General features: G+C 66.0%; 23 protein-coding genes. 11 read left to right on the top strand and 12 right to left on the bottom strand.

Going from position 1 to position 21,566, the window contains the following annotated elements; translation table 11 throughout:
* Positions 1-81 precede the first annotated feature (81 nt).
* The 11 genes from FEI13_RS04485 to FEI13_RS04435 all read left to right on the top strand — a co-directional run bounded on the left by FEI13_RS04485 (position 82) and on the right by FEI13_RS04435 (position 10,566).
* Positions 82-1,095 (top strand): substrate-binding domain-containing protein, encoded by a 1,014-nt coding sequence (locus FEI13_RS04485; RefSeq protein WP_138179828.1) that lies wholly within the window; start codon positions 82-84, stop codon positions 1,093-1,095.
* A gap of 104 nt (positions 1,096-1,199) precedes the next feature.
* Entirely contained in the window at positions 1,200-2,456 is a 1,257-nt protein-coding gene (gene pstC / locus FEI13_RS04480) for a phosphate ABC transporter permease subunit PstC (RefSeq protein ID WP_138179827.1), read from the top strand.
* A gap of 18 nt (positions 2,457-2,474) precedes the next feature.
* The gene (gene pstA, locus FEI13_RS04475) at positions 2,475-3,641 is read left to right on the top strand and encodes a phosphate ABC transporter permease PstA (RefSeq protein WP_138179826.1); all 1,167 of its coding nucleotides are present in this window, start codon (positions 2,475-2,477) and stop codon (positions 3,639-3,641) included.
* 64 nt (positions 3,642-3,705) lie between these two features.
* Entirely contained in the window at positions 3,706-4,530 is an 825-nt protein-coding gene (gene pstB / locus FEI13_RS04470) for a phosphate ABC transporter ATP-binding protein PstB (protein WP_138179825.1), read from the top strand.
* A 31-nt stretch (positions 4,531-4,561) separates the two neighbouring features.
* Positions 4,562-5,764 (top strand): chromate efflux transporter, encoded by a 1,203-nt coding sequence (gene chrA / locus FEI13_RS04465; RefSeq protein ID WP_138179824.1) that lies wholly within the window; start codon positions 4,562-4,564, stop codon positions 5,762-5,764.
* 66 nt (positions 5,765-5,830) lie between these two features.
* Positions 5,831-6,256 carry an arsenate reductase ArsC gene (locus FEI13_RS04460; protein WP_138179823.1) on the top strand — a complete coding sequence of 142 codons (426 nt, stop codon included), beginning with the start codon at positions 5,831-5,833 and terminating at the stop codon, positions 6,254-6,256.
* 64 nt (positions 6,257-6,320) lie between these two features.
* Positions 6,321-7,379, top strand: coding sequence for an ArsJ-associated glyceraldehyde-3-phosphate dehydrogenase (locus FEI13_RS04455; protein ID WP_138179822.1), 1,059 nt, complete (start codon positions 6,321-6,323; stop codon positions 7,377-7,379).
* Positions 7,372-8,601: an organoarsenical effux MFS transporter ArsJ gene (arsJ, locus tag FEI13_RS04450; protein ID WP_138179821.1), complete on the top strand. Its 1,230-nt coding sequence runs from the start codon at positions 7,372-7,374 to the stop codon at positions 8,599-8,601. Before FEI13_RS04455 ends, arsJ begins: the two co-directional genes overlap by 8 nt.
* 146 nt (positions 8,602-8,747) lie before the next feature.
* Positions 8,748-9,689, top strand: coding sequence for a DnaJ C-terminal domain-containing protein (locus tag FEI13_RS04445; RefSeq protein WP_138179820.1), 942 nt, complete (start codon positions 8,748-8,750; stop codon positions 9,687-9,689).
* Positions 9,690-9,692: 3 nt separating this feature from the next.
* Positions 9,693-10,007, top strand: coding sequence for a chaperone modulator CbpM (locus FEI13_RS04440; RefSeq protein WP_138179819.1), 315 nt, complete (start codon positions 9,693-9,695; stop codon positions 10,005-10,007).
* A 208-nt stretch (positions 10,008-10,215) separates the two neighbouring features.
* Positions 10,216-10,566, top strand: coding sequence for a metalloregulator ArsR/SmtB family transcription factor (locus FEI13_RS04435; RefSeq protein WP_138179818.1), 351 nt, complete (start codon positions 10,216-10,218; stop codon positions 10,564-10,566).
* Positions 10,567-10,659: 93 nt separating this feature from the next.
* On the opposite strand, the gene FEI13_RS04430 is transcribed toward FEI13_RS04435, so the two are convergent.
* The 12 genes from FEI13_RS04430 to arsB all read right to left on the bottom strand — a co-directional run bounded on the left by FEI13_RS04430 (position 10,660) and on the right by arsB (position 21,554).
* Positions 10,660-13,137: an arsenate reductase (azurin) large subunit gene (locus tag FEI13_RS04430; RefSeq protein WP_138179817.1), complete on the bottom strand. Its 2,478-nt coding sequence runs from the start codon at positions 13,135-13,137 to the stop codon at positions 10,660-10,662.
* A gap of 15 nt (positions 13,138-13,152) precedes the next feature.
* Complete coding sequence (locus FEI13_RS04425; RefSeq protein ID WP_138179816.1) at positions 13,153-13,674, bottom strand: arsenate reductase (azurin) small subunit; 522 nt, start codon at positions 13,672-13,674, stop codon at positions 13,153-13,155.
* Positions 13,675-13,970: 296 nt separating this feature from the next.
* Positions 13,971-14,207 carry a thioredoxin family protein gene (locus tag FEI13_RS04420; RefSeq protein WP_138179815.1) on the bottom strand — a complete coding sequence of 79 codons (237 nt, stop codon included), beginning with the start codon at positions 14,205-14,207 and terminating at the stop codon, positions 13,971-13,973.
* An 18-nt stretch (positions 14,208-14,225) separates the two neighbouring features.
* Positions 14,226-15,236 carry a permease gene (locus FEI13_RS04415; RefSeq protein ID WP_138179814.1) on the bottom strand — a complete coding sequence of 337 codons (1,011 nt, stop codon included), beginning with the start codon at positions 15,234-15,236 and terminating at the stop codon, positions 14,226-14,228.
* A gap of 90 nt (positions 15,237-15,326) precedes the next feature.
* A complete protein-coding gene (locus tag FEI13_RS04410) occupies positions 15,327-15,878 on the bottom strand; it encodes an RNA polymerase sigma factor (protein ID WP_138179813.1) in 552 nt (183 codons plus the stop codon).
* A 64-nt stretch (positions 15,879-15,942) separates the two neighbouring features.
* Positions 15,943-17,127, bottom strand: a complete 1,185-nt coding sequence (locus FEI13_RS04405) for a thiolase family protein (protein WP_138179812.1) — start codon at positions 17,125-17,127, stop codon at positions 15,943-15,945.
* Between the two features lie 194 nt (positions 17,128-17,321).
* On the bottom strand, positions 17,322-18,557 hold the full coding sequence (locus tag FEI13_RS04400; RefSeq protein WP_138179811.1) for an MFS transporter: 1,236 nt from the start codon (positions 18,555-18,557) through the stop codon (positions 17,322-17,324).
* Between the two features lie 65 nt (positions 18,558-18,622).
* Entirely contained in the window at positions 18,623-19,171 is a 549-nt protein-coding gene (locus FEI13_RS04395; RefSeq protein WP_240036420.1) for a hypothetical protein, read from the bottom strand.
* Positions 19,168-19,605, bottom strand: a complete 438-nt coding sequence (locus FEI13_RS04390; protein ID WP_138179810.1) for a CNNM metal transporter family protein — start codon at positions 19,603-19,605, stop codon at positions 19,168-19,170. Before FEI13_RS04390 ends, FEI13_RS04395 begins: the two co-directional genes overlap by 4 nt.
* A 57-nt stretch (positions 19,606-19,662) precedes the next feature.
* Positions 19,663-20,001 (bottom strand): ArsR/SmtB family transcription factor, encoded by a 339-nt coding sequence (locus tag FEI13_RS04385; protein ID WP_138179809.1) that lies wholly within the window; start codon positions 19,999-20,001, stop codon positions 19,663-19,665.
* Between the two features lie 155 nt (positions 20,002-20,156).
* A complete protein-coding gene (locus FEI13_RS04380) occupies positions 20,157-20,450 on the bottom strand; it encodes a CC/Se motif family (seleno)protein (RefSeq protein WP_138179808.1) in 294 nt (97 codons plus the stop codon).
* Between the two features lie 3 nt (positions 20,451-20,453).
* Positions 20,454-21,554: an ACR3 family arsenite efflux transporter gene (arsB, locus tag FEI13_RS04375; protein ID WP_138179807.1), complete on the bottom strand. Its 1,101-nt coding sequence runs from the start codon at positions 21,552-21,554 to the stop codon at positions 20,454-20,456.
* Between the last annotated feature and the right edge of the window lie 12 nt (positions 21,555-21,566).

Below are 21,566 nucleotides of genomic sequence, written 5' to 3'. Positions count from 1 at the left end.
GACTGTCATGAAGCTGTCACGTTCCTGAGGCAACGTGTGTGTCGCGAAGGATGAATCCCTTTCTCGACAGGAGATCGCTCCATGAACCGCATCCTCAAGACCACCGCTATCGCCGCCGCCGTCATGGGTGTGGCCACTGTGGCCCACGCCCGTGATCAGATCCGCATCGTCGGCTCCAGCACCGTCTACCCGTTCGCCAGCTACGTGACCGAAGAATTCGGCGCGGTGACCCAGTATCCGACGCCGGTCATCGAGTCCACCGGCTCCGGTGGCGGCCTGCGCCTGTTCTGTAACGGCGTGGGCGAGGACACCCCGGACATTACCAACGCGTCTCGTCGTATCAAGCTCTCCGAGCTGGAGCGCTGCATCGAGAACGGCGTGACCGACGTGACCGAGGTCAAGATCGGTTCCGACGGCATCGTCTTCGCCCAGTCCAGCACCAACGAGGCGATCGAGCTGACCCTCGAGCAGCTTTTCCTGGCCGTGGCCGCCAAGGTGCCGGTCGATGGCGAGCTGGTCGACAACCCCTACACCAACTGGAGCGAGATCGACGCTTCCCTGCCGGATCGCGAGATCTCCATCTACGGCCCGCCCAGCACCTCGGGTACCCGCGATGCCTTCGAAGAGCTCGCCATGGAGGTCCCGTCAGAAGAAATGGAGGCCTACGGTGGCGAGGGCTACACTGACATTCGTTCCGACGGCGTCTATATCGACGCCGGCGAGAATGACAACCTGATCGTCCAGCGCCTGAGCGAGGACACCGATGCCTTCGGTATCTTCGGCTACTCCTTCCTGGTCGAGAACCCCGATACCCTGGTTGGCACGGCCATCGACGGCGTGGCACCGGAGTCCGAGGCGATCAGCGCCGGCGACTACCCGATCGCCCGTTCGCTGTGGTTCTATGTCAAGAACCAGCACGTCGAGGCCGTGCCGCCGCTGTACGACTATGTCGACATGTTCGTGTCCGAGACCATGATCGGCGAGGGTGGCTACCTGATGGACCTCGGCCTGATCCCGCTGCCGGAAGCCGAGCGCGAACAGACCCGTGAAAAGGTCGAGAACCGCGCGCAGCTCGCGGTCAGCGACCTCAAGTAACATCCGAATAGGCAAGGACGCCTGATCCGGCCGGCAGCCCACGGCTGCCGGCCGTCGCACGTTCCGGCAGGCACGCTGCCGTCGTTATCCACCGAGAGAGACCTATGCAGACCAACCAACTCCTCGCCATGTTCAGCGGCGTCCTGCTGCTGCTGGGTCTGATAGCCTTCTTCCTGGGTCGTGCCAAGGCCGCGCGGGTGCGCGCCACTGGCACGGCCATGTACGCCCAGCCCGACCAGTACGCCTGGTTCGCGGTGCTCGCCACCGCCGGCCCGGCGATCACCGTGGGCGCCATCGGGGCCTTCCTGATGCTGCTGCTGGGCGCCGATATCCCCACGCTCTACCTGCTGGCCGGCAGTCTGGTGATTGCGGCTATTGGCCTGATGGTGGGGATGAGCCAGGTGAAGCCCGAGTTCCATGCCCGCCAGGCCATCGAGCGGGTGATTCGCTGGGTCCTGGTGACCGCGGCGCTGATCTCGATCTTCACCACCTTCGGCATCCTCTTCTCCATCGTCTTCGAGGCGCTGCGCTTCTTCCAGATGCACAGCTTCTGGGACTTCGTCACCGGCACCGTCTGGAACCCGGGGGCCAGCTTCCTCGAGGCCGCCGGGCGCGGCGACGAGGGCGGCAGCGCCGCCCAGTTCGGCTCCGTGCCGCTGTTCGCCGGCACCTTCATGATCACCGCCATCGCCATGCTGGTGGCCATCCCCGTGGGCCTGCTCTCGGCCATCTACATGGCAGAGTTCGCCCCCCAGCGGGTACGCACCCTGGCCAAGCCCACTCTCGAGGTGCTGGCCGGTGTGCCCACCGTGGTCTACGGCTTCTTCGCCGCCATCACGGTGGCACCGATCATCGTCGACGTGGCCGGTTTCTTCGGCCTGGATGCCTCCTTCAACAATGCCGTGGCGCCGGGGGTGGTGATGGGCATCATGATCATCCCCTTCATCTCCTCGCTCTCCGACGACGTGATCAATGCGGTACCCGACAGCATGCGCCAGGGCTCCCTGGCGCTGGGCATGACCAAGGGCGAGACCATCCGCGACGTGGTCATTCCCGCGGCTCTGCCGGGGATCATCTCCGCCTCGCTGCTGGCGGTCTCGCGGGCGCTGGGCGAGACCATGATCGTGGTGATGGCGGCGGGCATGCGGCCCAACCTCACCGCCAACCCGCTGGAAGACATGACCACGGTGACGGTGCGCATCGTCGCGGCGCTGACCGGCGACCTGGAGTTCGCCAGTGCCGAGACCCTCTCCGCCTTCGCCCTGGGCCTGGTGCTGTTCGCCGTCACCCTCAGCCTGAACCTGGTGTCGGTGCTCATGATCCGCCGCTTCCGCGAGAAGTATCGCGTCAACAACCTGTAACGCCGAGGAATCGCCGACATGAGTCAATCCTTCGACGACATCAGCGCCCAGCTGCGCCGCCGCCATCGCCAGTCATCGCGGCTGAAGTGGATCTCCATGGGCGCCCTGGGGCTCGCCGGCCTGTTCCTGTTGCTGTTCTTCGCCGATATGCTCTCCAAGGGCCTGCCGGCCTTTCAGCAGGCGCAGATCCAGGTGGAGATCGACTACAACGAGGATGCCAGCCGCATGGGGCGTGCCGCCCTGGACCCCGAGGTGTCGCGCCTGGTGAGCCGTACCTTCGAACGCCTGATTCCGGTGCGGATGCGCGACAATGCCGAGCTGCTGGGCACCAGCGAGACCCGCTGGGTGCTCGCCGATAGCGAGGTGGACCAGTACCTCAAGGGGCATCGTCACACGCTCAGTGAATCCCAGCAGGCTACCGTCGATGCCCTGGTGGAACAGGGCAGGGCAGCGCTCAAGTTCAATACCACCTTCTTCACCAGCGGCGATTCCAAGATGCCGGAAGCCTCTGGCATCCTCTCCGCGGCCATGGGTACGGTGATGACCATGCTGGTGACGCTGGCCATCGCCTTCCCCATCGGCGTGATGACGGCAGTCTACCTGGAGGAGTTTGCCCCGGATAACCGCCTGACCCAGATCATCGAGATCAATATCAACAACCTGGCAGCGATCCCCTCGATCCTGTTCGGCTTGCTGGGCCTGGCGATCTTCATCAACTTCTTCGGCGTGCCGCGCTCCTCGCCGCTGGTGGGCGGGATGACGCTGGCCCTGATGACCCTGCCGGTGATCATCATCGCCACCCGCACGGCACTGCGCAGCGTGCCGGACTCGATCCGCCACGCCGCCTTCGGGGTCGGCTGCTCGCGCTGGCAGGTGGTGCGTGATCACGTGCTGCCGCTAGCCATGCCGGGCATCATGACCGGCTCGATCATCGGCCTGGCCCAGGCCATGGGCGAGACCGCACCGCTGATCATCGTCGGCATGGTGGCCTTCATCCCCGACGTGGGCGCCTCCTTCACCCAGGCCGCCACCGTGCTGCCGGCACAGGTCTTCACCTGGGCAGGGGAGCCGGAGCAGGCCTTCGTCGAGAAGACCGCCGGGGGGATCCTGGTGCTGCTGGCAATCCTGATCTTCCTCAACGCCACCGCCGTCATCCTGCGCAAGAAGTTCGAGCGCCGCTGGTAGGCCACGCTACGTTACAGGGTATCCACAGATGAACATTCACGTTGCCGAGCGGAGTACCGCGCCGATGTCACGTCACGAAAGCTCTCGCCCCGAACCCGGCCAGCCGGTGACCCGCAATACCGACGCCCACCACGAGCTGAGCATCCGCGTTCGCGACCTCAACCTCTGGTATGGCCAGAGCCAAGCGTTGAAGAACATCAATATCGATGTCTATCAGAAGAACATCACGGCCCTGATTGGCCCTTCGGGCTGCGGCAAGTCCACCTTCCTGCGCTGCCTGAATCGCATGAACGATCTGATCCCCAGCGTACGTCTCGAGGGGCTGGTGGAGATGGATGGCCGCGACGTCAATGCCGCCAAGATGGACGAGGTGGCGCTTCGCCGCCGGGTGGGCATGGTCTTCCAGAAGCCCAACCCCTTTCCCAAGTCGATCTACGACAATGTCGTCTACGCGCCGCGCATGCACGACCTGGTGAGCCGCAAGGCCGAACAGGACGAACTGGTGGAGAGGGCGCTGCGCGATGCCGGCCTGTGGGAGGAGGTCAAGGACAAGCTGCAACAGCCGGGCACCTCGCTCTCCGGCGGCCAGCAGCAGCGCCTGTGCATCGCCCGCGCTATCGCCGTTCAGCCCGACGTGATCCTCATGGACGAGCCCACCTCGGCGCTGGACCCGATCTCCACGGCGACCATCGAGGACCTGATGGACAAGCTCAAGCAGCAGTTCACCATCATCACCGTGACCCACAACATGCAACAGGCGGCGCGGGTGGCCGACTACACGGCCTTCTTCCACCTCGGCGAGATCATCGAGTACAACGACACCCGGACGATGTTCGCCAACCCGGCCACCAAGAAGGCCGAGGATTACATCACCGGCCGCTACGGCTGAGCGTGGACGAGCCCGGCGGCGCTCGCCCGGCATGAACCGCTCGACCGGCCAAGGGGGGCGGCGCCGGGAGGTCTTCCAGGCCTTCCTGCTGCTGGGCCTGACCTCGTTCGGTGGCCCCGTCGCGCATCTGGGCTACTTCCGCCACGAGTTCGTGACGCGTCGGCACTGGCTCGGCGAGCGTGACTATGCCGATCTGGTGGCGCTCTGCCAGTTCCTGCCCGGGCCGGCCAGCAGCCAGGTGGGGTTTGCCCTGGGGCTGCTGCGGGCCGGCCCCTGGGGGGCCGCCCTGGCCTGGCTGGCCTTCACCCTCCCCTCGGCGCTCGCGCTGGTGGCCTTCGCCCTGGGCGCGAGCCTGTTCGACGGTCCCGTTGGCGCGGGGCTGATCCACGGCCTCAAGGTGGCGGCGGTGGCCATCGTCGCCCATGCCGTGTGGGGCATGGCGATGGGGCTCTGTCCGGATCGACGTCGCGCCGGCATCGCGCTGGCCGCGGTCTTCACCGTGGTGCTGATGGGCGGCCCTCTCGGTCAGGTGGTCGCCATCCTGATGGGAGTGCTGGCCGGCTTGGCGCTTTGCCGCGCCGACGGTGACGATGCGCCTCGCGTGCCACTAGCACTACCGGTCTCCCATCGGGCCGGCGGCCTCGCCCTGGTGGCCTTCCTTGCGCTGCTGGGAGGGCTGCCACTGTTGGCATTTGCCACCGCCTCGCCGACCCTCGACCTGCTGGATGCCTTCTATCGGGCCGGGGCCCTGGTATTCGGCGGCGGGCACGTGGTGCTGCCGCTGCTCGAAGCCGAGGTGGTGCAGTCGGGTTGGGTCTCGTCGGACGCCTTTCTGGCCGGCTATGGTGCCGCTCAGGCGGTGCCCGGTCCGCTCTTCACCTTCGCGGCCTACCTCGGCAGCCTGCCGGGCATCGGGCCCGGGGCGGGCCAGGGTGCGGCCCTGGCGCTGGTGGCCATCTTCGTGCCGGGGTTGCTGCTGCTGGTGGCGGTGATACCGTTCTGGAATACCTTGCGCCACTGGGCAGGTGTCCAGTCGGCGATGCGCGGTGCCAATGCCGCCGTGGTGGGCATCCTGGGAGTCGCACTCTACGACCCGGTCTGGACCGGAGGCATCCTCGGGCCCGAGCAGTTCGCCCTGGCCCTGGCCGGTTTCCTGCTGCTGGTGTGCTGGCAGCTACCCGCCTGGGCCGTGGTGGGGCTGCTGGCCGTGTCGGGTATCCTGGTCGCCCCCTGACGCTGTCACCAGATTGACATCTGGCGCTGTTATATATGATATTCCATATATCGTCGGGAGCCTCCCATGACGAAACAGCGCGTGCTCTTCCTGTGCAATGCCAATTCCGCCCGCTCGCTGATGGGGGAGGCGCTGTTGCGCCACCTTGCAGGCGATAAGTTCGAGGCCTACAGCGCGGGCAGCGAGCCGGATGAACCCGCTGCGATGACCCTGGCGGCATTGGAGAAGCTGAGTATTTCCACCGAGGGGCTGGCCAGCAAGCCGCTGGACGATTTCGCCGGCGAACACTTCAATGCCGTCATCGTGCTGTGCGACAAGGCCCAGCAGGCGTGTCGCGACTGGCAGGGAGAGAGCGACGAGCATCTCTACTGGGATATTCGCGATCCCCGCCTGATCGGGCGTGCCAACGCCTACGAGCAGGCCCTTAGCGAGATTCGCCACCGCCTCTCGCTGTGGTTGCAGATCAAGGCGCGGGACGATATCCGGCGCTGACAGTGACGGGGCGCTGTTCCCTGGCCATCACCTGGCGTATTTCTCTTCATTTCAAGGGGACATCATGACATTACGTATCGGCATCAATGGCTTCGGGCGTATCGGCCGCCTGGTGCTGCGTAGCCTCTGGCCCCGCGTCGCGGCGGGCGAGGTCGAGCTTTCGCGCATCAATGACCCGGGCGGCGATGCCGCCACCTTTGCCCACCTGCTCGAGTTCGACTCGGTCCACGGCCACTGGTCGCCGGGGCAGGGTATCCAGGCCGAGGAGGATGCCATCGTCATCGATGGCCGTCGTATCGCCTTCAGCGCGCACAAGGCGCTGGACGACGGCGACTGGTCCGGCTGTCAGGTCGCCATCGAGTGCTCCGGCAAGATGAAGACCACGGAGGCGCTTCAGGCCTATCTGGACCAGGGCGTCGAGCGGGTGGTGGTCAGCGCGCCGGTGAAGGAGGAGGGCGTGCTCAACGTGGTGGTGGGCGTCAACGACCACGCATACGACCCCGACGTCCATCGCATCGTCACCGCGGCGAGCTGTACCACCAATTGCCTGGCGCCGGTGGTCAAGGTGATCCACGAGACGTTCGGGATCCGCCACGGCTCCATGACCACGGTGCACGACATCACCAACACCCAGACCATCCTCGATGCCCCGAGCTCTCCACAAAAGCCGGATCTGCGTCGTTCGCGGGCCTGCGGCATGAGCCTGATCCCCACCACCACCGGCTCGGCCAAGGCGATCACCGTCATCTTCCCGGAGCTGACTGGCAAGCTGAACGGGCATGCCATCCGCGTGCCGCTGGCCAACGCCTCGCTCACCGACATGGTCTTCGAACTCGAGCGCGAGGTGACGGTGGAGGAGGTCAATGCGGCGCTAGAGGCCGCCGCCGAGGGCGAACTCGCCGGCATCCTGGGCTTTGAAACGCGTCCGCTGGTCTCCATCGACTACCGCACGGACCCACGTAGCTCGATCATCGATGCCCTCTCGACCATGGTGATCAATGGCACCCAGCTCAAGCTCTACGCCTGGTACGACAACGAGTGGGGCTACGCTAACCGCACCGCCGAGCTGGCCATGAAGGTGGGTAGTGAGAAGGTGGAGAGCGAGCAGGTGGGACGTGGCTGAATCGCTCGTCGCCCGTCTCAGGGGGTTGCCCTTCGAGGTCCGCCAGTACCTGCTGATCACCGGCAACTACTGGGCCTTCACCCTCACCGACGGCGCCTTGCGCATGCTGGTGGTGCTGCACTTCCACCAGCTGGGCTATTCGCCGCTCGAGGTGGCGCTGCTGTTCCTCTTCTACGAGGCCTTCGGCGTGGTCACCAATCTGGTGGGGGGGTGGCTGGGCGCCCGCCTGGGGCTCAACCGCACCATGAACGTCGGGCTCGCGCTGCAGATCGTGGCGCTTTCCATGCTGATGGTGCCCGCCACGGCGCTGACCGTGCCCTGGGTGATGGCGGCCCAGGCGCTATCGGGCATCGCCAAGGACCTCAACAAGATGAGTGCCAAGAGTGCGGTCAAGGTGCTGGTCCCCAAGGACAGCCCCAGCGCCGGCAGCGCCCTCTACCGCTGGGTAGCGATCCTCACCGGTTCCAAGAATGCCCTCAAGGGGGCCGGCTTCTTCTTGGGTGGGTTGCTGCTGACCCTGATCGGCTTCCGTGGCGCCGTGATCGCCATGGCGCTGATGCTGGTGGGAGTGCTCGCCCTGTCGCTGGTCCGGCTCAAGGCCGACTTGGGACGCCAGAAACGCAAGCCGAAATTCACCGAGGTGTTCTCGAAGTCGCGGGCCATCAACGTGCTCTCGGCGGCAAGGCTGTGCCTGTTTGCCTCCCGGGACGTCTGGTTCGTGGTGGCGCTGCCGGTGTTCCTCTATGACCAGCACGGCTGGAACCACTGGACGGTGGGCGGTCTGCTGGCCATCTGGGTGATCGGCTACGGCGGCGTGCAGACCCAGGCGCCGCGCCTTACCGGCCTGGTCAAGGGCGGGGCGCGAGGTGTCACGGCCTTCTGGGCCCTGATGCTTGCCGGCCTGCCGGCCCTGCTGGCGCTGCTGCCCCTGGCCGAGGTGGGCTGGCTGGTGGCAGGGTTGCTGGCCTTCGGCGTGCTATTTGCCATCAACTCCAGCTGGCATAGCTACCTGATCGTCCACTACGCCCGCGCCGACGGCGTCTCCATGGACGTGGGCTTCTACTACATGGCCAACGCCATGGGCCGCCTGCTAGGCACGCTGCTTTCCGGCTGGGTCTACCAGGTCTACGGCCTGGCCGTCTGCCTGTGGATCTCGTCCGCCCTGGTGGCGGCCAGTGCGCTGATGGCCCTGGCGCTGCCTCGGGAAGCATCGGCCCACTGACGAGGCGTGCCGAGGGACGCGCGTGGGCGCCTGGCTTCGTCCTGCGGTCATCTTCGACTAGGCTTGAGTCAATCGCCGATGTCCTGTCAGGAGTGACGCTGGGGTCATCCTGCCCGGATTGACAGGCACCACCGGAGTTCTTTCACGTGGAATTCAAGGATTACTACCAGGTTCTCGGGGTGGAGAAGACCGCGACGACCGAGGAGATCAAGAAGGCGTATCGCAAGCTGGCGCGACAGTATCACCCCGACGTCAGCAAGGAGTCGGAAGCCGAGCAGCGCATGCAGGAAATCAACGAGGCCAAGGCGGTGCTTACCGATCCCGAGAAGCGACTCGCCTACGATCAGCTGGGCGAGCGGTATCGCTCGGGCCAGGATTTCCAGCCGCCACCGGACTGGGATGCAGGGTTCGAGTTCAGCGGGGGAGGCTTCGAGGAGGCCGACCTCGGGGAGTTCAGCGACTTCTTCGCCAACCTGTTCGGCCGGGGCGGCCGGGCAGGGCGAGGGAGCCGCGGCTATCAGATGCGTGGCGAGGATCGCCATGCCAAGATCGTCATCGATCTCGAGGACGCCTACCACGGCGCTACCCGGGCAATCACCCTGCAGGTGCCCCGGGTCGACGCCCAGGGACGCGTGCTGTCCCGAGAGCACACCCTCAATGTGCGCATCCCCAAGGGGGTGAAGGCGGGCCAGCATATCCGTCTCGCCGGCCAGGGTGGCCTCGGCATGGGAGGGGGCCCGGCGGGTGACCTCTTTCTGGAGATCCACTTCACCCCGGATCCGCGCTATCGGGTCGAGGGACGGGACGTGCATCAACGCGTGCCGGTCACCCCCTGGGAGGCCGCCCTGGGAGCCAGCATCGAGACGCCGACGCCGTTGGGGGTGGTCAAGGTGAAGGTGCCCGCCGGCTCACAGTCCGGGCGCCAATTGCGCTTGAAGGGGCGCGGGATTCCGGGGCCCGAGCCGGGCGATCTCTACGTGGAGCTCGAGGTGGTACTGCCCCCCGCCGATACCGACAGGGCGAGGGAGCTCTATGAGACCATGGCGCGGGAGCTCGCTTTCGATCCGCGCCGGCGGAGGGGAGGCTAGGCCATGGCACAGCGGCGTATCGCCAGCGGCGAGTTGATCGACGAGGCGACCCTGACGCTCGAGGAACTGGCACGCGCCTGTTCGGTCGAGGTCGAGTGGGTCGTCGAACGCATCGAGAGCGGCCTGCTGGCCGATGGGTCGCCCTATGTGACGAGCTGGCGCTTCACCAGTCGCGACCTGACCCGGGCCCGGCGGCTGTGTCAGCTGGAACGTGACTTCGAGGCAGCGCCCGAGCTCGCCGCCCTGGCGGCCGACCTGATCGAGGAGAACCAGCGTCTCAAGGAGCGGCTCCGGGTCGCCGGGCTGAGCGATGACTAGTCCCGCTCCCCACGGCGTTCATCACCGCCAGGGTGGAGCCGACCCGGGCGTGGGGGCCGTGGCGGCGGCCGGCGCCGAGTTTCTCGATGCCGTGTTCTTCGAGACCCCGCTTTTCGGTGCCTTGTTTTTCGATGTCATGGCGCACCGCGCTTCGAACCCTGCCCCCCGTCGCGTAGAATTGGGCTGAAACCCGCAGGAGGAAGCCCCGATGTCGCTGGACCCGGTCCGTGTCTTCAAGTGCTTGGGTGACGAGACCCGCCTGATGCTGATGCTCCTCGTGCTGCGCGAGCAGGAGCTCTGCGTCTGCGAGATGACCCATGCCCTGCAGGTGTCACAGCCCAAGGTATCGCGGCACCTGGCACAGTTGCGCCAGTGCGGCCTGCTCATGGATCGACGCGAGGGGCAGTGGGTCTATTACGATCTCCCCCCTGATCTGCCCGAGTGGGTGACCACGGCCCTCGACGCCGCCGGGCGGGGCGCAGCGGCCCGCCTTGCCGAGCTGCAGGCGGGCCTCCATACCATGGGAGATCGCCCGGAGCGCCGTGTGGCCATGTGTTGACGCTGGGGTGTCAACGACAGGCGGGAGTGCTCTTGGGCACTCCCGCCGAGGGTTGGCCATTGCGCCCCTCGCTTCAGATACGTGTCGGTGAGATCAGGAATATCGCCGGCGCTTGAAGGAGACATCGCGCAGGTAGGCGGGGTTCTCCCCAACTCGACGGATGCTGGCCCAGGTGCCCTTGTAGTAGGGGATGAGGTTGCGGTCGGCCCATTCGGTGACGACGTCGCCCTGTACCCCGTTGGGGTAGCCGAACATCATGAAGACCTGCCCCCGCTTTAGATCGGGTTCCAGGTAGGCCATGGCCATGGTCGCGCCAAAGTCATTGAAGACCTCGACGATATCGCCGTTAGCGATACCCAGGGCCTCGGCATCCTGGGGGTGGATCTCGATCGGGGCCATGGGGTAGCGGCCCTTGCGGAAGGCCAGGTGCTGGTCGTGATAGGCCGTCTGCCAGATGTGGTTGGTCCGGCCGTTGTTGATCCAGAAGTCGAACTTCTCCTTCTGCTGCTGGACCACCTCGGGAAGTCCGTTCCAGGGCGATGGCTGGAAATGTGCCCGACCGTCCTCGGTATCGAAGCGGCTGTAGGTGTACAGCATCTCGGTGCCGATCAGCTTGCCATCCTTGTACTCCTTGATGGGCAGCTGTACGCCGTTGTTGCCGGCCTCGCGCAGGCGCTCATAGGTGGCCAGGTGTCCCGTCGGCCCGCCCTGGCTGTCGATCTCCTTCTCATGGGCCATGCGGAAGCCGTCGTTGAAGGCGTCCTCCTCGGTCGTCCAGTCGAAGCCGGCGAAACGCTCGGCCATCGCCGCGTTGCCTGCCGCCTCGTAGCGCTGCCTGAGGGCATTGGCCATGTCGGCGGCGATCAGGCAATCCGGCTTGGCGATGCCGGGAGGGTCCATGAAGCGTTCGGACAACCGCAGTCGCCGCTCGCCGTTCATGGAGGTCAGGTTCATCTCGCCGGGATGGGTCGCCGGCAGTACCAGGTGGGAGGACTCGGCGAACTTGGTGCGGTAGAGGTCGATATCGACGATGAACAGGCCGCCCTTATTCTTGACGGCGTCATAGACGATATCGATCAGTTCCTCGGTGGTGGCGCCGCGCGCCTCGGCCAGCGCCTGGTTGACGATGGCGGCTCGCCGCTTGATCACCTGGCGATAGGTCTCGGCATTGACGGTGGTCTGGAAGGCGTTGCATGCCCAGACCGTCAGCATCATGCCGTTGCCCTTGATCAGCTCCTGGTCGATATAGGGCGCCGGGCGCCCGCCGGGATAGGGGGGGCGCGTGTAGCCCTCCTGGTGGCCGCCCATGCGTACGACACCGGTGCCGCGGCGGCCGACGTTACGGGTGGCCACCACGAGGTTGACGATGGCGGACTGGATCCGATAGTTGTCGTTGCCCCAGATCACGCCCTTCTCGTAGGCGTGCATGGTGCGCGGGGCATGGCCGCTCTCCTTGGGCTTGTAGGCCCACTCGGCGGCCTTGATGATATCGGCACGATCCAGCCCGGTGATCCGGGCGCACTCGTCCAGTTCCAGGCGGTTGGCGGCCAGCATCTCCTCGAAGCCGCTGGTGTGCTCGTCGATGAAGGCCTGGTCGTGCCAGCCCTGGTCCACCACGTAGGTCAGCAGCCCATTGAACAGCGCGGTATCGGTGCCCGGCTGGATCGCCAGGTGCAGGACATTGTCCTTGCCGGCGACGGTCTCGCAGATCGCCACGGTCGGCGTGCGCCGCGGGTCGACCAGGATGACCCTGCCCTTGCCCACGCTCTCGTCGGGAAACCATTCCCGCTTCTTGCCGACGTTGGCACCCCTGAGGTTCGGCTCCCAGTGGGCCAGGAACCAGTTCGACTGCGTCTCGTAGGAGTTGCCGCCGATGGAGAAGATGACGTCGGCGATCTCGGCATCCTCGTAGCTGTTGTTGAGCTCGCCGATGCCCATGTCGCGGGTCGCATGGCATTCCGAGTTGTAGGCGGGGCGGTTATGGATGCGCACCATCTTCGACTGCAGGCCGTTGAAGATCAGCTTGCCGGTGGCCCAGGTGTTCTCGAAACCGCCACCGGCGCCGCCATGGTCGAAGAGGTTGAAGAACAGCTGGTCCGGGCCGTCGTTGTCGAGGATGCGCTGGGTCAGGCCGGCATAGAGGGCCATCGCCTGCTCCCAGTTGCTCTCGACCCAGTCGTCACCGGTGTATACCAGTGGGTACTTCAGCCGCCGCTCGCCGATCGGGGTGCCTTCCGAATACATCACGCTGGCCATCTGACCGCCCCGCGTCGAGGACAGCCCCTGGTTCACGCTGCACGCCTTGTCGGGAAGGATCATGATGTTGTATTCGCGACCGTCGTGATCCTTGATCCGGTTGACCATGGCCGGCGTCATGGTGAGCTGCATGGCAGGAAGCTGGCGGGTGAAGTCGAGCCCCAGCGCATTCTGGTCGGCAGCCCTGCCACCTTCCCGGTCGGCGGGCCACTTGTAGACATGGTAGCCGCAGCCGACGATGCAGAAGTGGCACGCCATGTTGGTCTTCCGGGCATCGGCCGGCGGCAGGGGGATGCGGTCCTTGAACTGCGTCATTGTTGTTCTCCCGATTCAGATGATGTTGGCCTGACGACCATAGATCAGCCCATCGACCGACACGGCAAGCAGGGCGTCTTCTGCCTCGTCATATTCCAGAATGATCCGTGGCAGGCTCTCGGTGGCATGGCCGATCACCATCTGGCCGGCGTTGTCGGGATCGAAGACGCTGTAGTGGCAGGGGCATTTGAAGGTCTCGGCCTCCTGGTCGTAGTTGACCGGGCAGCCCATGTGCGTGCACTGGGTACTGTAGGCCACCACGTCCCTGTCCGGCCCCACCCCGCCCTTGACCTCGCGGCCCTTGCGAATCAGCACGCAGGGCGAGCGGGAGTCGGGGTAGTTGAAGTGGACGGGCTGATTGACGGCGACGTCGCCCAGCCGGGCGACCACCTCTCGCGGGTAGGGGAGGGTCGTGCTGCCGGTGGCGTTCGGGCCCTGGTCCTGCTGAGCCCTGGCCAGCGGTGACAGGGACAGGGTGCCGACAGCAGCGCTGCTGCCGGTCAGCTTGAGGAAGTTGCGGCGGCTCAGTCGTGACATCGTCTGACGCTCCGGTGTTGTTGTCGGGAAGCCGGTATCGGCTGCTGCTTCATTGTTATATGGATATTTGAATCAGCAGATCTTTTGCTCAGATTAGTTACCCCCTGGCAGGTGCGCAAGGAGGGTTGATAGCGTCGGTGCGTTGCTTTCACCAACAGCAAAACAAGTCAGGGGGTTGAGCCAAGGAGGAGGAGGAGTCGCTCTGGACGGGGCTTGATGGAGATCAAGATAGTCTGGTGGGGGCGTCTCGGAAAGGGGCCCGTCTAAGGTATCCTCCCGGGCCCGGTATGCCGTGCTCAGCCCTTCAGCAGGCTCTCGATTCTTTCTCGGTTCGGTACGCTGCCGCTGTGAACGAGGGTGCCGTCGATGGCCACGGCGGGCGTCGACATGACCTGGTAGCCCATGATGGCCGCCGGATCCGTGACCTTCTCCACCGTGACCTCGATGCCCAGCTCGCCGGCCACGGCCTCGATCTGCTCGGCGGTGGTGACGCACTTCTTGCAGCCGGTACCCAGTACTTCGATCTTCTTCATGGTCTTGCTCCTTTGCGCTTAGAGAAGTCCGCTGAACAGCCAGGGGCTCAGCAGGTTGATCAGCCAGCCAACGATCATGAAGTTGACCAGCAGGATGACGAAGATGGTGGCCAGCAGGCGCCACTGCATGACCTGCTTGAGCATGATGAACTCGGGGAAGCTGGCCGCCACGGTGCTCATGCAGAAGGCCAGGGTGGTGCCCACCGGCAGCCCCTTGAGGATCAGGCTCTCCATCACCGGGATGACACCGGTGGCGTTGGAGTAGAGCGGAAGCCCCGCCAGCACGGCGACGGGCACGTTCCACCACTGGCCGCTGCCCAGGTTGTCGGCGAACCAGCCGTCCGGCACGAAGCCATGCAGGCCGGCGCCCAGGCCGACACCGATGATCACCCACTTCCAGATCCGCCCGACGATCTCCTTGAGTTCGTCCCGGGCAAACGCATGGCGCTCCTTCAGGGTCAGCGAGGGCGTCTCGGGGGCGGGCTCGTCGTCGTGGGGTGTCGCGGCGGCCTGCTGGTAGGCCTTGGCCGCGAAGTCCTTCAGCCAGCGCTCGCCCTTCAGGGCATCGAGGAGCATGCCGCCGCCGATGCCCACGGCCATGCCGATGGCGATGTAGACCAGGGTGAACTCCCAGCCCAGCAGGCTCCACAGCATGATCACCGCGACCTCGTTGATGATCGGCGAGGTGAACAGGAAGGCCATGGTGATGCCTAGCGGGATCCCGGCGCTGGTGAAGCCCAGGAACAACGGGATGCTCGAGCAGGAGCAGAAAGGGGTGATGGCGCCGAAGCCGGCGCCCAGGCCGTAGCCTGCCAGGCGATGCTTCTGCTGGATGTAGTGGCGTACCCGCTCCAGGTTCAGCGAGGCGCGCACCAGGGCGATGATGTAGATCATTACCACCAGCAGCGCGAAGATCTTGGTGGTGTCCTCGACGAAGAAGTGCAGCGAGGCGCCGAGCTTGCTCTCGGGACCCAGCCCCGCAAGGTCGTAGATCAGCCAGTCGGCCAGCCAGGTAAAGACCTCCAGCATGGTCATCCTCTCCCTGTGTGTTCGGTCGGTGTCACCCAGGAAGACGCGGCAGGCGGCAAAAGGATACCGCCGCGATGCGAAAAATCTCGATCATCCCCGATGCGCGCGATGGCAGCAGATGTGCCCCTGATCGTCGAAGACGATGCCGCACTGGGCGATGAGGCGCTGGCGCAGCCGCTGTCGGGCGCGGCGCAGTCGGGCCTTGGTGGCCGGCAGGCCCAGGCCGTGGTCGTCGGCATAGTCGGCCTGGCGACGCCCCTCCAGGTCGCAACGACGCAGAATGTCCCGGTCCTGCGGCTCGAGATGGGGGAGCGCACGTTCGATGCAGTCGACGAGACTCTCCACGGGGGAGGCCGTTGGCGATTCTGTAGCGATCTCGGGGGGTGCCTCGTCCGTCCAATGTTTCGCGCGCCGCTGCTGATCGATCCACTGGTGCCGCGCCACGCGGAACAGCCAGGCACGGGGAGAATCCAGTTCGCAGAATTGCCGGCGGTGGGCCAGCGCCTTGGCATAGACGGTCTGCAGGAGGTCGTCGGCGGCATCGCGATCGCCGCTGTGTCGGATCAGGAAGCCGCGGAGCTCATTCCGGTGGGCTTGCCAGGCGGACTCGATGCAGGCGTGTGGGTGCGGGTCGGCCGTCATCGTCACTCTCTATGAGTATCGGCGGGGAGACGTGGGTGCGCCCAGGCGCACCCACGGCCGTTCATCAGAGGATTTCCAGCGCCAGGGCGATGCCCTGACCACCGCCGATGCACAGGGTGACGATGCCGCGACGCTCGCCGTTGCGCTGCATGGCATGCAGCAGGCGGGTGGTCAGCACCGCGCCGCTGGCGCCGATCGGGTGCCCGTGGGCGATGGCCCCCCCTTCGGAGTTGACGATCGCCTCCGGCAGGCCCAGCTCGCGCTGGCAGGCCAGGGCGATGGCGGCGAAGGCCTCGTTGATCTCCACCCGCTCCAGGTCGCCCACCGACCAGCCGGCACGCTCCATCGCCTGCTTGACCGCCGGTACCGGGCCGATGCCGAAGTAGCCCGGTTCCACGGCGCCGACACCGAAGGAAACCAGCCGCGCCATGGGCGCGAGGCCCTGCTTCTCGGCCCAGTCGCGCTCGGCGACAATCATCGCCGCTGCGCCGCTGTTGAGCCCCGGGGCGTTGCCGGCGGTGATGGTGCCCTCCTTGCGGAAGGCGGGCCTGAGCTTCGCCAGGGACTCCGCGGTGGTATCGCCGCGGTTGTGTTCGTCGCGGGCAAAGGTGGTGGTGCCCTTGCGGGTGGTGAGCTCCACACCGGCGATCTCGGCGTCGAAGTGGCCGGCCTCCTGGGCCTTGGAGAAGCTCAGCTGGGAGCGCAGCGCCCAGGCGTCCTGGTCCTCGCGGGAGATGTCGTAGCGGGTGACCAGGTCTTCGGTATGCCAGCCGGAGTGCTTGCCACTGAAGGCATCGTTGAGGCCGTCGAGCAGCATGGTGTCGTGCATGGTGACGTCGCCCATGCGCGCGCCCCAGCGTCCCTGTGGCAGCACGTAAGGGGCGCGGTCCATGTTCTCCATGCCGCCGGCGATGGTACAGTCGGCCATGCCGCTCCAGATCTCCATGGCGGCGCTGGCCACGGCCTGGGCCCCCGAGCCGCAGACCCGGTTGACGGTGAGCGCCGGCACCTCCACCGGCAGTCTGCCGCCGATGCCGGCCTGGCGGGCGGAGTTCATGCGGCAGCCGGCCTGGATCACGTGGCCCATCACCAGCGATTGCACCTTGTCGGGGACGAGGCCCGCACGAGAGAGGGTCTCCTGAATGACCCGCGCACCGAGGTCGGTCGCGGGTGTGTCCTTGAGGCTGCCGCCGTAGGTGCCGATGGCGGTGCGCACGGGGTGGCAGATGACGACATCGCGAGATGACATGGGTGTTTTCCTCATTTCGTTCGGGCAGGTGGCGGAATGGGCCGCCGGTCAGGACATCTCACCTATAGCACGCAGTTGGTGACGAGTCCCTGACAGGTATCACTCAATGGTGATTGTCGCTGTTACGCCCTCGCCTTGGGGACGATCAATATGCATATGTTTCACGGGTCGAGTCGCGGCCGACTCGATCGGCATCAATGACGAATGGCCCCCGTCTTGCGTGTTCCCGGAGGTGAAGGCGCATCTTGCGTGTCGGGCGCGTCGGTGCATATGCCGCGCATTGCCCAGAGACCCAGCAGCGGCCCGGGCAGCAGCCACCACACCACCCAGGTAGCCTGCAGTGACCATAGCGCGGTGGTCAGCGAAATGGCCGGGATGGTCAGCGCGAAGCCCACGGCGTTCATCACCGCCAGGGTCGAGCCCACGCGTTCCCGGGGCGCGCTGGCCGCGGCCAGTGCCGAGAACTGCGGCGAGTCGGCGATGACGGTCAGCCCCCACAGGGCGAGCAGCCCCAGCAACATGCCGGGAGGCAGCCAGACCAGCAGCGGATAAGCCAGGCAGATCAGCCCGGAGGCGGCCAGTGCCCGGCGCGCCACCCACAGGCTACCGAGGCGGCGGCTCAGTCCGCCGCCTCCCACGCAACCCGCCAGCCCCAGAGCAATGACGGTAAACGACAGCCAGGGAACCCAGGCCTCCGGGGCACCGAGCCGGGTCACCTCCCGGGCGACCAGGAAGGGGGCCAGCGTCCACAGGGCATAGAGCTCCCAGCAGTGGCCGAAGTAGCCCCCGGCCACGGCGCGGAACCGCGGCTCGCGCAGCGCCGCCAGGCCGTCGAGAAGTCGTGCCTTGCCGCTCGAGGGTGGCAGGTGAGGGCCATCACCGAGACCCAGGATCAGGCCGCCGCCCGCGAGCGCCAGCAGAGAAGCGCCCAGCAGCGGCCACTCCCAGGGCAGGCCCAGGGTGGAACCGCGAAGGAGATGGGGCAGGGCGGTGCCCAGGGTCAGCATGCCGACGAGCCAGGCCAGTGCCGCACCGGTATGTCGCGGCGTCCAGCCGATCACCAGCTTCATGCCCAGCGGATAGATGCCGGCGAGGCAGAGCCCGGTGGCAAAACGCAGCAGCAGATCGAGGGGAGGATGTGCCGCTGTGAGCACGAAGACGGCGTTGGTCAGGGCACCGGCGAGGCAGGAGACAGCGAAGATCCGGCTGGCGCGGAAGCGGTCGGCCAGGCCCGTGGTGGCGATGAACAGGGTGCCGGCGATGAAGCCTGCCTGCACGGTCAGGGTCAGGCGGCCCAGGTCGGCCTCCGAGAGGCCCAGGTTACGCGACAGTGCCAGCCCGACGCCATTCACGGAGAACCAGAGTGAGGTGCCGCACAGCTGGGCGAGGACGATGACAATCAGCGGATGGCGCTGCAGCAAATGAGTCATGTCGTCAGGTTTGCCCTCTTCTCGTCCCCTGGCAAGGTGGGTCGTGTAAACGGAAGATGATTTCGTCACGCCCCAGGGGGCTCCGGAAGCAATTTGCTCGGCACCCAGCTTAGGTAAGCCACCATGCCGAACAGCTCGACCAGTGACTGGAAGACGATGACCACCACGGCGGCCTGCAAGGCCTCCGGCAGCGTCAGGGCCAGCGGCAGCATCACGAAGGAATTGCGGGTCCCGAAGCTGAAGGCCAGGGTGCGGGCCCGGTAGACATCAAGGCGAAACAGTTGGCCGAGGAGTTTTCCCAGGCAGGCGGCGAAGAGCAGGTAGGCAACGAACACCCCCAGGACCCGAAGCAGGACGTCCCGGAGCTCGATCACGGCGTTGACCTGAGAGGCCGCGATTACCAGCACCACCAAGGCCAGCAGCGGGACCGGCAGCACGCCCAGGCCATGGATCAGTCGCCTGGCTTGCGCGTGCCGTGCGGCCAGGCGTTCGGTGATCCATGCCAGCAGCAGGGGCGCGGCGGTGATGGCTCGGGCGGCATCCCCCTTGCCGAGATGAGTGAAGCTGATGAACCAGTCGGTACAGGGCACCTCTTGGTGGCGCGCGAGAATCACTTGCCGAAGTAGCGGTCCAGTCCCCACAGCAGCAGGCCGAACAGCAGGTGCGGCAGGGCAGACGCCGGGATCAGCTGGGGGCCGATCGCCAGGCCGGCGAGTCCCCAGCCTACCACGGGGAAGAACACCACCAGGATCACGACCCACAGCACGGCGGCCAGGCCCAGCGCAGTCGGCAGGGTCTTGCGCGGGAAATAGCGCACAAACACCACCGACCAGAAGGTCACGTAGACCGTATGGAAGAGCAGGCCGACCGGCATCGGCAGGGGCCGTCCCAGCAGGGTCTCGGCGAAGGCCAGGGAAGGGGGCTTGGGGAAGGGCGATATGCCGGTCTTCAGCAAGGCCACCATGACGATGGCGGTCAAGACCGACACCACGATCCCGATGCCGATCGCCCTAGTCCAGGAAGGTTTGGCGGAGGCTGTCTGAGTCATCTTGCACTCCTGTTACCGGGAGATGAACGGATGAACCCTGCAGGAGAGGGCGGCGGTCTACTCGCAACGGCTCGAGGGACAGCGGGGGCCGCAGTCATTCTCGGACTCGCTGCAGCAGGCACCGACCAGATGGTCCGTCAACGCCAGCAGGGCATCGAACACCGCGCGGTAATAGACGAACTGACCCTCTCGGCGCGATTCGACCAGGCCGGCGGCGGCCAGTTTCTGCAGGTGAAAGGTCAAGGCACTCGGTGCCATGTCCAGGCGTTCGGCGAGCTTGCCTGCCGCCACGCCGTCGGGGCCCGCCGTCGCCAGCCGGCGAATCGCCGCCAGGCGGACGGGATGGGCGAGGGCGGTCAGCTTTCTGGCGACGATGTCGTCGTTGGTCAGATTCATATTTCAAAAATGGATGAATTCTAGATTTCATGCAATATTGAAATATATTAGCTACGGATGTCGACGACCAAGGGGGCAGCGACTTCAGGCGCGCCTGGAGAAGCGGCCAGGCGGGGGAGAAGTCCACGGCGACCAGGATGTGCTTGAACAGGGTATTACTCTTTGGAACGGGTGGGGGAGGCGCCCTCCACGAAGAGGTGCCCGAGGCCCAGGAAGCCCTCGACGTCGAGTCTCAGGCCCTGGTCGAGCAGACTCGGGTCGATGTGCACGATCACGCCATCGAGGTCGAGACGGGTGTAGTGCTCCGGAACATCCGGGGCCCGGGCCTCGGCCACCGCGATATCGGCCCCGCCGCCGCAGCAACCGTGGCGCGGCGAGAGGCGCACCGTGACCACACCGCCCTTCCTCTTCAGCCACTCGCGGGCGCGGTCGCTGACCTCGATGGCCATGGGTCAGCCCCTGGCCTCGGCGTGGGCCTGCGTCTCGGCGCCGGGGAAGTGGTGGCGGGTCCTGTTGGCAATGCCCACCAGGGCGAGCATCAGCGGGACCTCCACCAGTACGCCCACCACCGTGGCCAGCGCCGCACCGGACTGTAGCCCAAACAACGCGATGGCGGCGGCCACCGCCAGCTCGAAGAAGTTGCTGGCACCGATCATCGCCCCGGGCGCCGCCACGTTGTGGGGCACTTTCCACGCCTTGGCCCAGCCGTAGGCGATGAAGAAGATCAGGAAGGTCTGGAGGATCAGTGGGATGGCGATCAGCAGGATGTGCAGCGGCGCCTCGAGGATCACCTCGCCCTGGAAGGCAAACAGCAGTACCAGGGTGATGATCAGTCCGACGGGGGTGATCGGCCCCACCTTCTTCATGAAGACGTTGTCGTACCACTCGCTGCCGTGGCGGGCGATCAGGGTGCGCCGGGTCAGATAGCCAGCTGCCAGCGGGATGACGATGTAGAGCACCACCGACAGGGCGACCGTGTCCCAGGGTATCGGGATGTTGGAGACGCCGAGCAGGAAGACCACGATGGGCGCGAAGGTGAACAGCATGATCAGGTCGTTGAGGGCGACCTGCACCAGGGTGTAGGCGGCATCGCCCCGGGTCAGGGTGCTCCATACGAACACCATGGCGGTGCAGGGTGCGGCACCGAGCAGGATGGCGCCGGCCAGGTACTGGCTAGCCAGGGGCTCGGGGATCAGCGGCTGGAAGACCACCGTCAGGAAGAACCAGGCGATGGCGAACATGGTGAAGGGCTTGATCAGCCAGTTCACCGTGGTGGTGATGACCAGTCCCTTGGGTTGGCGGCGCACCCCGAGCACCGCGCTGAAGTCGATCTGCGCCATCATGGGGAAGATCATCGCCCAGATCAGGATCGCCACCGGGATCGACACCTGGGCGTACTCGAAGCGCGAGAGGGTCTCGGGCACCGCGGGGACGAACTGGCCGAGCAGCACGCCGGCGACGATGGCCAGCGCCACCCACACCGAGAGGAAGCGCTCGAAGAGCCCCATGCCCTCCGACGTGCTGGGAGACTGGGATTCCTGATGTGCGGTCATGGTGTGACTCCT

This window comes from Halomonas urmiana (genome assembly GCF_005780185.1).
GTDB classification, from domain to species: Bacteria; Pseudomonadota; Gammaproteobacteria; order Pseudomonadales; family Halomonadaceae; genus Halomonas; species Halomonas urmiana.
This window is presented reverse-complemented; position numbering and strand designations above follow the sequence as displayed.

What these genes read in the sequence shown, in the direction of transcription:
- FEI13_RS04485 (WP_138179828.1), top strand. Translation starts at nt 82, where the DNA reads ATGAACCGCATCCTCAAGACCACCGCTATCGCCGCCGCCGTCATGGGT.
- pstC (WP_138179827.1), top strand. Translation starts at nt 1,200, where the DNA reads ATGCAGACCAACCAACTCCTCGCCATGTTCAGCGGCGTCCTGCTGCTG.
- pstA (WP_138179826.1), top strand. Translation starts at nt 2,475, where the DNA reads ATGAGTCAATCCTTCGACGACATCAGCGCCCAGCTGCGCCGCCGCCAT.
- pstB (WP_138179825.1), top strand. Translation starts at nt 3,706, where the DNA reads ATGTCACGTCACGAAAGCTCTCGCCCCGAACCCGGCCAGCCGGTGACC.
- chrA (WP_138179824.1), top strand. Translation starts at nt 4,562, where the DNA reads ATGAACCGCTCGACCGGCCAAGGGGGGCGGCGCCGGGAGGTCTTCCAG.
- FEI13_RS04460 (WP_138179823.1), top strand. Translation starts at nt 5,831, where the DNA reads ATGACGAAACAGCGCGTGCTCTTCCTGTGCAATGCCAATTCCGCCCGC.
- FEI13_RS04455 (WP_138179822.1), top strand. Translation starts at nt 6,321, where the DNA reads ATGACATTACGTATCGGCATCAATGGCTTCGGGCGTATCGGCCGCCTG.
- FEI13_RS04440 (WP_138179819.1), top strand. Translation starts at nt 9,693, where the DNA reads ATGGCACAGCGGCGTATCGCCAGCGGCGAGTTGATCGACGAGGCGACC.
- FEI13_RS04435 (WP_138179818.1), top strand. Translation starts at nt 10,216, where the DNA reads ATGTCGCTGGACCCGGTCCGTGTCTTCAAGTGCTTGGGTGACGAGACC.
- FEI13_RS04430 (WP_138179817.1), bottom strand. Translation starts at nt 13,137, where the DNA reads ATGACGCAGTTCAAGGACCGCATCCCCCTGCCGCCGGCCGATGCCCGG.
- FEI13_RS04425 (WP_138179816.1), bottom strand. Translation starts at nt 13,674, where the DNA reads ATGTCACGACTGAGCCGCCGCAACTTCCTCAAGCTGACCGGCAGCAGC.
- FEI13_RS04420 (WP_138179815.1), bottom strand. Translation starts at nt 14,207, where the DNA reads ATGAAGAAGATCGAAGTACTGGGTACCGGCTGCAAGAAGTGCGTCACC.
- FEI13_RS04415 (WP_138179814.1), bottom strand. Translation starts at nt 15,236, where the DNA reads ATGCTGGAGGTCTTTACCTGGCTGGCCGACTGGCTGATCTACGACCTT.
- FEI13_RS04410 (WP_138179813.1), bottom strand. Translation starts at nt 15,878, where the DNA reads ATGACGGCCGACCCGCACCCACACGCCTGCATCGAGTCCGCCTGGCAA.
- FEI13_RS04405 (WP_138179812.1), bottom strand. Translation starts at nt 17,127, where the DNA reads ATGTCATCTCGCGATGTCGTCATCTGCCACCCCGTGCGCACCGCCATC.
- FEI13_RS04400 (WP_138179811.1), bottom strand. Translation starts at nt 18,557, where the DNA reads ATGACTCATTTGCTGCAGCGCCATCCGCTGATTGTCATCGTCCTCGCC.
- FEI13_RS04390 (WP_138179810.1), bottom strand. Translation starts at nt 19,605, where the DNA reads ATGACTCAGACAGCCTCCGCCAAACCTTCCTGGACTAGGGCGATCGGC.
- FEI13_RS04385 (WP_138179809.1), bottom strand. Translation starts at nt 20,001, where the DNA reads ATGAATCTGACCAACGACGACATCGTCGCCAGAAAGCTGACCGCCCTC.
- FEI13_RS04380 (WP_138179808.1), bottom strand. Translation starts at nt 20,450, where the DNA reads ATGGCCATCGAGGTCAGCGACCGCGCCCGCGAGTGGCTGAAGAGGAAG.
- arsB (WP_138179807.1), bottom strand. Translation starts at nt 21,554, where the DNA reads ATGACCGCACATCAGGAATCCCAGTCTCCCAGCACGTCGGAGGGCATG.